This is a genomic window from Clostridium ljungdahlii DSM 13528 (assembly GCF_000143685.1).
Taxonomy (GTDB): domain Bacteria; phylum Bacillota; class Clostridia; order Clostridiales; family Clostridiaceae; genus Clostridium_B; species Clostridium_B ljungdahlii.
In genome coordinates this window covers 1,076,276-1,089,238 of sequence record NC_014328.1, presented here as the reverse complement: position 1 = coordinate 1,089,238, position 12,963 = coordinate 1,076,276, and the positions used below count along the sequence as shown (strand labels likewise).

The 12,963-nt window shown below is 27.2% G+C and carries 9 protein-coding genes; all 9 read right to left on the bottom strand.

The annotated features are described in order from the left end of the window. Positions 1-52: 52 nt before the first annotated feature. Positions 53-2,128, bottom strand: a complete 2,076-nt coding sequence (locus CLJU_RS04800; protein ID WP_013237638.1) for a tetratricopeptide repeat-containing glycosyltransferase family 2 protein — start codon at positions 2,126-2,128, stop codon at positions 53-55. 16 nt (positions 2,129-2,144) lie between these two features. Then, complete coding sequence (locus CLJU_RS04795; RefSeq protein WP_013237637.1) at positions 2,145-4,223, bottom strand: glycosyltransferase; 2,079 nt, start codon at positions 4,221-4,223, stop codon at positions 2,145-2,147. Between the two features lie 120 nt (positions 4,224-4,343). Beyond that, positions 4,344-5,987: a flagellin N-terminal helical domain-containing protein gene (locus CLJU_RS23120; protein WP_013237636.1), complete on the bottom strand. Its 1,644-nt coding sequence runs from the start codon at positions 5,985-5,987 to the stop codon at positions 4,344-4,346. 249 nt (positions 5,988-6,236) lie between these two features. Beyond that, on the bottom strand, positions 6,237-6,593 hold the full coding sequence (locus CLJU_RS04785; RefSeq protein ID WP_013237635.1) for a four helix bundle protein: 357 nt from the start codon (positions 6,591-6,593) through the stop codon (positions 6,237-6,239). Between the two features lie 355 nt (positions 6,594-6,948). Then, entirely contained in the window at positions 6,949-7,125 is a 177-nt protein-coding gene (locus tag CLJU_RS04780; protein ID WP_013237634.1) for a carbon storage regulator, read from the bottom strand. A 565-nt stretch (positions 7,126-7,690) separates the two neighbouring features. Beyond that, positions 7,691-8,776 carry a hypothetical protein gene (locus tag CLJU_RS04775; RefSeq protein ID WP_013237633.1) on the bottom strand — a complete coding sequence of 362 codons (1,086 nt, stop codon included), beginning with the start codon at positions 8,774-8,776 and terminating at the stop codon, positions 7,691-7,693. 83 nt (positions 8,777-8,859) lie between these two features. Then, a complete protein-coding gene (gene fliB / locus CLJU_RS04770; RefSeq protein WP_013237632.1) occupies positions 8,860-10,107 on the bottom strand; it encodes a flagellin lysine-N-methylase in 1,248 nt (415 codons plus the stop codon). Positions 10,108-10,220: 113 nt separating this feature from the next. Beyond that, a complete protein-coding gene (locus tag CLJU_RS04765; protein WP_013237631.1) occupies positions 10,221-11,363 on the bottom strand; it encodes a DUF2920 family protein in 1,143 nt (380 codons plus the stop codon). Positions 11,364-11,380: 17 nt separating this feature from the next. Then, positions 11,381-12,952, bottom strand: a complete 1,572-nt coding sequence (locus CLJU_RS22840; RefSeq protein WP_013237630.1) for a methyltransferase domain-containing protein — start codon at positions 12,950-12,952, stop codon at positions 11,381-11,383. Between the last annotated feature and the right edge of the window lie 11 nt (positions 12,953-12,963).

Sequence of the window (12,963 nt, the reverse complement as noted above, 5' to 3'; positions counted from 1 at the left end):
GACTTTATCTGTGAATTTTTTACTAATTATTAGTAATTAATCCTTGAAAACTTTACATTTTATAAATTGTACTGGGATTTTTAAGTTTTCTTAATGCCATTTCAGATTTAAGAAATACTATTTCCATATCATTTTTAACTATTTCTTCATATTCTTGAATAATTTTATCAGCTTCATCAAGTTTGTTATTTTCAATTAGCGTTTTTATTGTATTTTTAACTTGAACTTTATATTTCTCAAATTCACTATTCGATTGATTTATTTTGCTTTTAACATCCTGCAAAAGTATTTCTATTCCTTTTTTCATATATGGATAAGCTTCAAGAGCCTTTTCTAAATATCTTAAATACATTTTTGTATTTGACTGGTTCTTGTTAGCAATAATCATATAAACTAAAAATTTTTCTTCACTATTTTTAAAAATATCAATATAATCATCTGATATCAAATCATTGCTATAAACATACTTAATCCATTTAACACCGATGTCTACATAGTAGTTAAACATTTTTTCGTATTTGAAGCTGCTTATTTTATCAATTAGCAAAATATATCTGCATAATATCTTGTTAATTCTTAAATCACCATGGCTAGTACTATCTTTAAAATGCACTATATATCCAGCTGCTGCATCACTAAAATCATCGTATTTTTTTGAAATATAACTCAAATATCTATCTATGTTTTTATCCCATACATTAAACAGTAAATGTGATATTGAACTTAAATATTTTATTTTACAGTAAATGATATCTCCAAAATAATCCTCCAAATTGTTAAAATCATTTTCAAAAGACAACTCATCAACAACATTTTTAAAACTACTGTCTTTCATATTATATTTGTATCTAAATAAATACAGCCTTGAATAATCATTATCATAATTGGAAAAAAGCCTACATATATCATTATTACAATACTTTTCTAAAGTATTAAAAAAATCTTTTTCTCTTAGCTTGTCTCCAATAAATTTATCTTCATAAAAGGTTTTAATATACTTGATTTTTTGTGATTTTATTGCTCCATCTATTACTAGCTCTAAAACATTTTTTATATACTTATATTTTTTTAACTTAGGTGCGAAATCAAAAATATCATCAAATTTTCCAAGTCTATAACATATTTTTACTATGTCCTGCAATGCTTCATCTTTTTGACCTAAAGTATACATTCCTAAGCTCACATCAAAATTTATACTCATATTATTATAATTATCACATAAATACATATATCTTTTATAATTTTCTAAAGCTTCCTCGTATTCTGATGTAAGTCCCTGGGCTTTTGCCAGATAAAATACCAAATCAACATATTCATTATCTATTTCTAAACCTTCCTTGCAAGCTTTCTTTGCTTCTTGATCATATTCCAGATAAAGGCAGCACAATGCTACCTGATAATAAACATATTTATATTTCTTTTTATCTTTACATTGAGTTAATAGATTATATGCCTTTTTTACAATTTCATAAGCCTTAAGATAATCCTTATGGCTTGAATAAGTTACAGATAACTGAAATATATAATAGATATCATCTGGTTTGTCTTCAAGTGCCTTTTTAAGCAAGCTGCTTGTCCTTATAAATTTTTTGTCTAAAACATCCTTATTTTCTTCTATGTAGCCATAATGTACTATTGTTGTTTTTAAATCAATGGTAGGTTCTTTGAACACAGGATTGTTGTGAACAATGCCCTCATAGTAAAAATATCCATCATTTCTAAAAAGCCTTGGTGATTTAAGCATTGCATACCCACAATCATCATGCAAATTTTGCATATTCTTTACATCCATAAAACCTGTATTAAACATTTTAAATTGTGGTGACTTCAAAAGTTCAATCATATTTTTGCAATCTGTCATTTCTTCATCTGCATCTATTATTAAAATCCATTTTCCCTTTGCATAACTTATGGATTTATTTCTCATACCTGAAAAGTCATTTTCCCATTTATGAAAATAAATTTTATTTGTATATTCACCTGCAATTTTTACAGTATTATCAGTTGAGCCTGTATCCACAATTATTAATTCTGAATCTATACTTTCTAAAATAGGTCTTATACTATTTAAACATCTTCTTATATTCTTTTCTTCATCTTTTACCATCATACATATTGATATCTGCATTTCATATCCCCCACTTTTATGAATACATAGCTCTTTTTATATTTTCAATTTCCGAATCACCATACACTATTTTTTCATACTCACTTATGAGTTTATTTGCATCATTTATTTTATTTTCATTTACAAGTGCCCTTATAGTTTTTTTAACCTGTTTTTTATATTTCTCCATTTCACTAATATTTTCACTTTTCTTAAATTCATCAAGTAAAAATTTAATTCCATTATTCATATATGGATAGACATCTAAGGCTTTCTTTAAATAATACAAATATTTTTGATCACTTGAAGTTTTCACTAAGTTCGCTTTTCTCATATACAAAAAGAAAGCTTCTTCTTCATTTCTTAAACAATATACATTATTGCTTTCCAACAATTCAACATTGTAAACACACTGTATGTAATTTATACCATAATCAACATACTGATTAAAAGCTTCTCTAAAATACGTATTACTGCTATCTATAGTAGCTACTAAATACTTTGTTGCTGTTTTCTTTAAATTGATAATACTCAAATCCTCTTCAAGGTTAAAATATAGGAACTCATAAAGCACCTTTTTCAAATTCTCATACTTACCATCCAAATATTTAAAAAACTCAATATTTTTTCGCTCACTTATATTTTTAATTAAATTTATACTTTCATTTAAATTTACAAAATTATGTATAGAATATTTCATATAATAATACAAAATGTCACCATAAAAATAATATAATTCATTTAGATTAAGTTCCAGTACATTATCCATAGTTTCTGCGTCATAATATAAACTTTCATCATCATTTTGTATAGCTAATCTAATATTTAAAAGCAACATATACGAGTCTTCTTCATTTAAAATATCTTTTATTTTATTTATATTTACTTCATGCTTATTTATATATTTTTCCAAATATAAAATAAAAGTATCCCTAATGTCATATATGTTTACTACATTGTCATAAAAATTCTTTAAACCATCATAATCATTCATATCTAGATATAAGCTTATATTTTCTTCGATACATTCAAAATTAGTAAGTATACGAACATCTTGAATTTTATTAAAGTATTCTATTGCCTTTTCAAATTTTCCAACACGTTTATATAATATAAATAAATCAAAGTACACATACTCCTTTTTACCATAACAGTATACTTGAGTATTAGCGTTATCCATACCCTGGGTTGTATTTAAAAATTCTAGATACTTTCCATAAGCTTTTATAGACTCATTATTCTTTTTCATCAAAAATTGACTTTTCCCTAATAAATAATAAATATCTATATGTTTAATTCCAACCTTTATAGCCTCACTACATGCATATTCAGCCTTTTTTAAGTCTCTAATAATAATGCAACTTAATGCTAATTGCGTATATACATATATGTATTTTTGAATACATTTTCCTGGCACTCTTATTTTCATAAGTTGAAAAGCTTTAAGGGCACAATCAACAGCTTTCTGATTATCACCATGCATACCATAACTTACAGAAAGCTGATACCAATAGTAAATGTTTTGGGGATTCTTTTTTAATTCATCTTTTAAAATAGTTGCTGTCCTTTTATACTTTTTTTCCATGAGTTTCTTATCATTACTTAAGTATCCATAATGCTTACACTTTGTAGAAAGTGTCTTTATAGGCTTTTTATATAAAGGTTGATTATGAACTGCATTAACAAATTTAAAGTCTTTATCTTTTTTAAATAATCTTAAAGCTGCAAAAATGCTATAATCAGTTTCATCTTCCAAATCACATAAATTTTTTATATATATTGATGCTGAATTATACTTTTTATATTCCTGAAACTTAAAAAAATTAACTAAATCATTACAATCCTCAAGTATCTCATCACCATCTACATAAAAAAACCAATCTCCTTTACAGTAACTTAGAACAACATTTCTTATTTCAGAAAAATTGTTATTCCATTCATGAAAATATACCTTATCTGTATACCTCTTTGCAATTTCAACAATATTATCTGTTGAACCTGTATCTACAATTATTAATTCCGAATCTATATTACGAAAAATTCGAATTAATGCCTTTAAACATTTATCCAAATACTTTTCTTCATCTTTTACCATCATACCTATACTTAGAAGCATATTTAATTTCCTCCTAAACAAAAATTAATACTGCATAAAATCATTTGACTGTTGATTCTATGCACTGTCAATTTTTAAAAAGAGCCAGAGTAATACCCTGACTCTTTAATTCACTTATAATTATTTTAATAACTGAAGAACTTGTTGTGGCTGTTGATTAGCTTGTGCAAGCATAGCCTGAGCAGCTTGTGACAAAATGTTGTTCTTTGAGTACTCAGACATTTCTGATGCCATATCAACATCTGTTATTCTAGCTTGAGCTGATGTCAAGTTTTCTGCTGAAGTTGATAAGTTGTTTTCAGTATGTTCTAGTCTATTTTGTACTGCTCCTAATTTACCTCTTTCAGCAGCAACTGTAGATAATGCTTTATCAATAGTTGTAAGTGCTGCTGAAGCGTCATCCTTATTCATAACATTTAATGCAGCTTCCTGCTTGATATCTGTAGTTCCATTTGTAACAGTATTTGTCATTGTAAATCCTGTCTGTCCTGCATTTCCTGTAATTCCAAGAGCTGCTGCTCTCATATCATTTATGTTTAATGACATGGATTGTCCTTCATTAGCTCCTATCTGGAATGTTGTATTAAATCCACTTCCTGCAGCTCCAGGTCCTACAACTTGTTGTATAGCAATTCCAGTTGTTTTAAGATTAGTGTCCATTCCCAATGTAGTGCTTAATGTAGTACCTGCTCCAACTTCTGCAAGAGTTATATCATTTCCTGTATTTGATATAAACTGAAGTTTATTTCCGCTTGAAACTGCAGCAGTAACATTATTTCCAAGTCCTGCATTTTGCAAAGCTGCATTTAAATCTCTTGCCAAATCTTGAAGAGCAGCTTGTTGTATATTCTTATCTGTGCTACTAGTATTATAAACTTTATTAGACATTGTTGAAGGTAAATTTACAGTAACAGCTGCATCCTGCCCCACTTTAACCGTAAATGAAGACCCTGCTGCTATTGAAATATCAGCACCTGTAAGAGCATTCGCACCTTCAACTCCAGATTTTGCTATTGTAGCTGCAGTACCTGTACCTGTTACACCACTGAATGCAGTAGCACCACTAAGTGTACTTGTAGTTCCTGTTGCTTTATCAGTAAATGTAATTGAATTAGCTGTAGCCTTAATATCTACATAATCTGATAATTTCTTTCCATTAGCATTAGTAACATTGCCTAAAGTTGCTCCATCTGTTGCATTACCTGCTACTTTAACATTTGAAAAATTAAATGTTTGTCCATCAATAGTTAATGTAGATGCATTTGTAAGTGTACCGGCAGTAAGTTTTCCAATTGTAGCTGTTGCACTTGTAGCCTGAGTAATTTTATTTCCATCAACTGAGCCTGTTCCACCATCTAATAACTTCTGTGTATTGAATTCAGTAGTGTTACCTATTCTGTTGATTTCTGATGTTAACTGATCCATTTCATCCTGTATATTGGATCTATCTTGATCAGTGTTAGTTCCATTTGCTGCCTGGTTAGCAAGCGTTCTCATTCTTTGAAGAATTGAAGTAGTTTCATTTAATGCACCTTCAGCAGTTTGAGTCATTGATACACCATCTTGTGCATTTGCATTAGCCTGATTAAGGCCACCAACCTGTGCCTTCATTTTTTCAGATATAGCTAATCCTGCTGCATCATCTGCTGCACTGTTTATCCTAAGACCTGAAGAAAGTTTTTGCATTGATTTGCTTGCAGCATTAGTATTGCTGTTCATGTGTCTAATAGCATTATTTGCTTGTAAATTGTGATTAATTATCATAATATTTCCCTCCCTGATTTTCGAGTAGTACACTTCCTTGTGTACTAAATTTTTTATTTATAGTTAAACCCCTCATCAAATGACAATTCACAATTGATATTTAACAATTATTGATTATCAATTCATTTGAGGATTACTAACAAAATAAAGTTCAAAGTTCAGATATCAAATATCAAATTAAGTTGATTTTAGGTATTAACCGAAAATCTTCATTTTTTGCTATTTGTTCTTTGCACTCTGTTATTTGCTTTATATTCTTTCCTTTGTAGTTCTAACTGTAGCACATAAAATTTTACTAATTTCTTTACAATCTTCAATAATAGAATTAAACATTTTTCCATCAATATATCCAGTTTCTTTTAGAAGTTCAAGCCAGTATTCTGTCTCCGAAGCTTCTTTTAATGCAATATACATTTTTGATAGGAAATCTCTTTTACTCTGTGCTACTATTCCTTCCTTTACATTAGCTCCTATACTTGTACCTGACCGGAGTATTTGCTTTGAAATAACATATTCCTTTCTATAATCAATAAGGTACTTATATAGCTTTACTATTCTCACTGAAAATTTAAAAGTCTTTTCGTAAAGTATATTTTTCTTTAACATTTCAACCTCCTAAATGCTTTAATATATCTAGATTCTAAACACATTAATCAACATTTAATCAGCTAAAATCTTAATTTATCTGTTATTTGTTCCTTAAACTTTTTTATTTATTAAAAAAGGAGCCAATCATGCCCGCCCTATCAGCATCCTGCTGAATTACGAGAACAATTGACTCCTCCTGAGTTTTTTATTAAATTGTTTATACTGTAACTTTTTAAAGTTCAAATATTAAATATCAAATATCAAATTAGGTTGATTTTCGGTATTAACAGAAAATCTTCATTTTTTGTTATTTGTTCTTTGAACTTTATTATTTGTCTTAAATCTTGTTATTTGTTCTTTGACCTTTGCTATTTTATTTAGCTTGTCTCAATTTCTGCTGTTCTTCCCAAACTTCACCTCTAGTGATTTCTACATCTCTAGGAGCATCTATAGCAAGCCTTAAATCACCTGCTTCACTTTTAATAACTTTTACCTTAATATTATCGCCAATTACAATGTACTCTCCGGGCTTCCTGCCTAATACTAACATTTTACTTCCCTCCTTGGTCAAATCTCTACAATGAAAATGCGACTAATACACCTATCAATTCTGCCTCCTGCAGAGTATAAATAGGTCTATTAGTCGTCCTGACTTTCACATTAATTTATTCGATAAAACTTTAAAGAACTTTATATCCAATTTCAATATTTTTTTCTTTGGATTCCTTATCCTTCTACTTAATTATTCGTTTTAAGTTAAATGGACTTTATATAAAAAATAAAAATATATTTATAAAAAATATTTTTTACTAAATCTATTTCTTGCAGGCTTATATTCACCATACATATTATAATACTCTACAGCCTTTTCTCTAAAACCAAGTATTTCATAAACAGATTTCTAGGCATCAGATGGAGTTTTAACTCCACTTGATGCCTAGAAATCGTTATCCAGGAACATAGCTACTCGCAACGTAAACTTAGAGAAAAGCAGATATCCCAAATCTTTGATTTGGTGACAGTCGCTTTCATAAAGTGCGTGTAAGTACTAGAGCAGGTAGTCATCGGATAAATAACTTCTATTTTAACTATCATACATAAAGTTAATATGCTTCTTACCTCTGAGGCTGCTTTATTAATCTTTTCAACTCAGCAGTAATACTGCTCATACACTTATTCCTATACTTATATATTTTTAAATTATACATTATCTTTTTAATCTGAGTAATATTTTCTGAATCAGTAACCCTTATTTTGATTTCTTCATCTTCATTTAAAATATCAACGTACTTATACATTGCAATATCCATAATTGCTGATAGTTCTGGGCTAAGCTGTGTTTTTACTTCAATTTGATTAAATTTCTCTACTGCTTTATTAATATTTATGTTTCTATCTCCAATTAAAAAACTATATAAATTATTTAAACAACTTATACCTTCCTTAATTAGATTACTTTTAATATTAATTTCTTTTAATATGTTTTTCATATTAATTTTAATATTCAATTGATTTAAAGCTTCTGAATCATCTATTAATTTTTTAATTATACTTATTAAATCAGTACTATTTAAAATATCTTCAGATAACTTAATTCGTTCCTGTCTATTTTTTTCAATGTCTATTTTTAATTTATTAAGAGAATTAACTAATTGTTCAAATTCATATGTATAAAGTTCACTATAATTTGAAAATGCTGAAGCTATAAAATTTACTCTATTATAATTTCCAAAATAATGTCTTAATATTTTATCTAAATCCTCTTCCTTTTTAAATAGACCAATAGAAACTTTATCACTGCTTAATATATTTTCTAAATTACCATAAAGTGCAGCAATTTTTATGATTTGAAAATCACTTTCAAGTACAAGGATGTTATTATTTGGATATTTCTTATGTAACGCATCAATGTGATAACCAATACCAAATCCAAAAACAATTATAACATCATTTACATATTTTAACTTAATTTCATCCACAAACTCATCTATATCCGATCCATCTTCTTTGCAAATAGCTTTCCACATGTTTTGATTATAAATAAATGGTATTACATAATTATCAGATATTTTTTTCACTTTATGAGTAAGAGGATTTAAGTCCATATTCTTTATTTTAATATTTTGATATTTACTTAATAATTTAGCATTATTTGTAAATTTTTCTTCTTCACTTTTTAAATATTTTGATTCAAAATCCATACTACACCTCTATTTTTAAAAATACGCTAATAAATCATTCTATGATCAATTATACTGCTGCTTCCAATCCACAGTTACCATGCTCATTTTAACAAATATATTAATCCCTCTAAATTAAGTAAACCTTTATTTTTTAATTTTTTTAATGCTTCTACCATATAAACTTTAGAATGATCAACACTAATTGTGAATACAGATATTAAGTCTATAACAAGTTCAGGAGTAATTCCCTTCCTGTATGCTCCAATACCTGTTAAAAGCATTTTAAGTATACAATATTTTAATTCAAAGTTGTAAAACTCTTCAAACACGTTATTTGAAATTGTTTCTCCAAATGGTATTACATTTTTAAAAGCATTATTTACCATGTAATTTTCTAATATATATCCATATTCATTTAAAAACGGTTTTAAATATTCATCATACGAATTTATATAATTTTTTTCAATTACTTCAAAAAGAACATCCTTTGAATATGAAATTCCTGTTAAAAACTCGCTAACATACATCATATATTGTTTTTGACGTACAAAAGTAAAATTATATTGAATAATTTCATTTAAATCAGCTAACTGTACCTGAGATGGTACGCCTATTGAATTAATTGCATCATCTATTTCTCCATTATTAATTTTAGATACAGTATTTTGTAAAAGTTCCGGTATAGCATCAATACTTAAACTTTTTATTAGTTTTTCAAGATCATATACAAATATGGATAAAATTGTTAATCTCTTATCTAAGGAATAATTTTTTAACTGTAGTACATCTATAATAAAATTTCTTATTTCATAAAAGTATTTTAGTGCACCATTGAACTTCAGATTTTTATTAGTATGAACAATGCAATTGAAATCCCACCCATACTCATAAGTATCAATAAAATCAAACTGCATAGCGTCTTTATTCAATAACATTTTTCTTGCAGCTTCAGGGCAAGCTGTTGTAAGTGCACATTGAAGTACACCATCTACATTTATAAACTCTCTTGGATAAATACTGCAAGTTCTACACAAATACCTAGGGCCGATTTCTGATTGAATAGTGCACAGCATGTTTTCAGACAAAAATGAGCATTTCCCTTTTTCATCCAAATTAATTTTACCATAAAATAGATTCTCAAATTGTTTCTCTACATTTTGTCTATTTCTTTTAACATATCTTTGAAACTTATCTTTCCATTCCCGGTTTACTATTTTTTTATATTTTAAAAAATGCTCTTTATCAACGTCCGTTTTCCATCCTTGAGCACAACAATTTCTTTCACATTGTGAACCAATACATTTAAATTCCATTACATAATGTGGAATTAGCGCCTTATAAATAGTCATCCTATTCACCTCTAATCATAAATTGAACATTTACATATTTTAATTCAATTTCATCTACAAACTCATTTATATCCGATCCATCTTCTTTGCAAATAGCTTTTCACATATTTTGATTATATTGAATTAATAATTAATCTTGGAAAAATATCTTTATAACTTATTTTATATTCATTTTTCATTGTGCTATAAATATACTCATTCTTAAGATCTAAATATTCTGAAATTTTAAATGTACTATTGTATTCATTCATAATCTTATCAAATAAACTAATAAAGTTTACTCCTATGTCATGATGATCATTTTGAAATATGGAGCTATCAGATTTACTTGCACCAATTTCAATAATTTCATTCAACTTACAATTATCTATTGAACCGCAAAACTTTCTTTTTTCACTGATAGGCGTTAGATCATCATTAGTTCCATGAAAAGATATAATTTTACATTTATTATTGAATTGATTATATAAAACATCAAGTTTTAAAATATCTAAATCATAGAACAACTTAGATATAATATAGTTAATATCAAATTGTATTTTTATACTTTTCTCAATACATCTGTCATTAGTTCTAAATATAGAATTATTATACTTTATAAACCAAGGCTGTCTTTTTTTTATATACTTTGGATATGTATATGCTGCTGTGTCAATTATAAGAGAAAACAACTCTGGTGCAAAAGCATTACATAAATAGGATAAATAGGAGCCATGAGAATTACCATAAATTAATATTTTCTTAGTATTAAATTTAAGATCATTATCATAAATAATAGATATAACTGAAAGAACTGCTGTAATATTATCAATAGCCTGCATTAATCCCATATCACAGCAATATTCAGGCTTTTCATGAATTTTTAGTCTTCCGCTTAACGTTAGACTTTCCTTAGGAGATTTCATTAATTCATCCATTAAATTATTAATTAGTGAACTATTATAATTAACAAATTCATTATTAACGCTAATTTCCAATATATTTTTTTCAATAAAAAATGGCATGTTCTGCATAAATTCATATCCAAAATAATCACAAGACAAAACCACTAAATTATATTTATCTGAAAAATCACGTCTCATTTTTCTATATATGTTTGAATTAGAATTTGCACCAAATCCAGGGATTAATAATAAAATCCCCGTATTATTATTTATACCGCTATCTGGTTCTGAAAAATAAACTTTTAATTTTCTATCAACACTTTTATAAATACTGGATTGAGCGTTCACATAAAAATCATAATCTTTTGCCATGATACTTACCTCTTATTCTATACAAATACAAATTCAATATTATCAGGTGTCTGTAATTCCCTTTTAGGTTCTCTAATTGGTTTTACTGCACTTAGTTCTACTGTCATTTCTATAACTACATTTCTAAAAGTGTTAACTTCATACATTATTTCATCTAATGTTTTACCTTCATATCTTTTTTTACTTACGACAAGATATATTTTTTCTACTTTCCAGTCTCCCTTGTATCCATAATCTTCTCTCCAATAATAGGGCTGCGAAAAATACCCATAAGAATGTAAAAAATACTGCCTTACATGGGTAGGATTTTCAAAGGCATCATCACTAGAACCATATGGACACTTAAATAAAGCCCTTGCTCCTGGTTTTGCAATTCTATGAAGCTCTTCCATCATAGGTAATGGTTTTGAAATATGTTCTATTACATGACTGCCAAAAAATTCATCTATAGTATTATCCTCAAAAGGAAGCGGCACCTCATCGCATGTATCAAGATTTGCTACCACATCTACTCCTTGTAACTCCATGTAATCCAAATGAATCCAGCCGGGCATAGGATTTTTACCACAGCCAAGTTCTAATTTATTTGCACTATTTTTATCTAGTTTATAGATAAATGGTTTTTTCTTTTTTCGTTTCCCACCATTATTATAAACTCTATTTTCATCTGTATCTAACCTGCTGTCTTTAAACAATTTTTTAGGTTTAATGTTAACCAATTCATCATAAAAGAATGTTTTATTTTTATCAAATATACTTTCTATTTTATTATCAATAACTTCTGATTCAAGAAAACTCTTTAATTTTTCTACCTTTTTCAACATTTCTCCAGCATTAAATTCATCTGCACCAAATGCCATATTTTCTAATTCAAAATAACTAAGGAAATCCTCAAACTCTTCATCTAGCTTAAATGTAATAAATGTTTTCTTAAATGAAGTACATAATATATTGGCCTCCATAGATAAATTTATAAAAAACAAAGACTCATTAATTAGTTCAACAAATTTTTCACTGCTTTCTATATTCCCAACATATTTAATGTTATCATTTTGAAATTGATATGCAAATTCTTCACATAGCTTATTGTTTATCAATATATCCTCATTGTTACTAAGTGAAAATACGTTTATTTTATATCCATTATTAATCAATATTTGAAGTGATATTTGAAGCTGTTCATACATCCACTCTAACTTATCTTTAGAAATATCATATTTTAAGTTTTGAATATTTACAGAAATTATTTTATCTGCAGCTTCAACAATGGGAAGATAATATAATTTTCTTATACCTAAAAGCATGTTATTAAAATTATTTTTTGTATCATTTAAGACTATTATTTTAGTCTCCTCTGTTTCTATACTTTTTATATTAAAGGTAGTTTTAAATCTATCTATATCTTCATTTTTAATAATAATTGCATCATAATCATTTAAATTTTCCAAATCATTTATTGATATACATTCTAGTACTGCGTTAAGTTTTGTATCCTGTAAATATTTATTTATTAAATCATCATATAAATTATTGAATACTGCACTTCTATTATCTATACTTATATTTGCTATTTTTAGATAGTTCGCCATGTCTTTTACTT

Bases quoted from the DNA above. Each gene is read 5' to 3' on its own strand.
- CLJU_RS04800 (WP_013237638.1), bottom strand. From the start codon at position 2,128: ATGCAGATATCAATATGTATGATGGTAAAAGATGAAGAAAAGAATATA.
- CLJU_RS04795 (WP_013237637.1), bottom strand. From the start codon at position 4,223: ATGCTTCTAAGTATAGGTATGATGGTAAAAGATGAAGAAAAGTATTTG.
- CLJU_RS23120 (WP_013237636.1), bottom strand. From the start codon at position 5,987: ATGATAATTAATCACAATTTACAAGCAAATAATGCTATTAGACACATG.
- CLJU_RS04785 (WP_013237635.1), bottom strand. From the start codon at position 6,593: ATGTTAAAGAAAAATATACTTTACGAAAAGACTTTTAAATTTTCAGTG.
- CLJU_RS04780 (WP_013237634.1), bottom strand. From the start codon at position 7,125: ATGTTAGTATTAGGCAGGAAGCCCGGAGAGTACATTGTAATTGGCGAT.
- CLJU_RS04775 (WP_013237633.1), bottom strand. From the start codon at position 8,776: ATGGATTTTGAATCAAAATATTTAAAAAGTGAAGAAGAAAAATTTACA.
- fliB (WP_013237632.1), bottom strand. From the start codon at position 10,107: ATGACTATTTATAAGGCGCTAATTCCACATTATGTAATGGAATTTAAA.
- CLJU_RS04765 (WP_013237631.1), bottom strand. From the start codon at position 11,363: ATGGCAAAAGATTATGATTTTTATGTGAACGCTCAATCCAGTATTTAT.
- CLJU_RS22840 (WP_013237630.1), bottom strand. From the start codon at position 12,952: ATGGCGAACTATCTAAAAATAGCAAATATAAGTATAGATAATAGAAGT.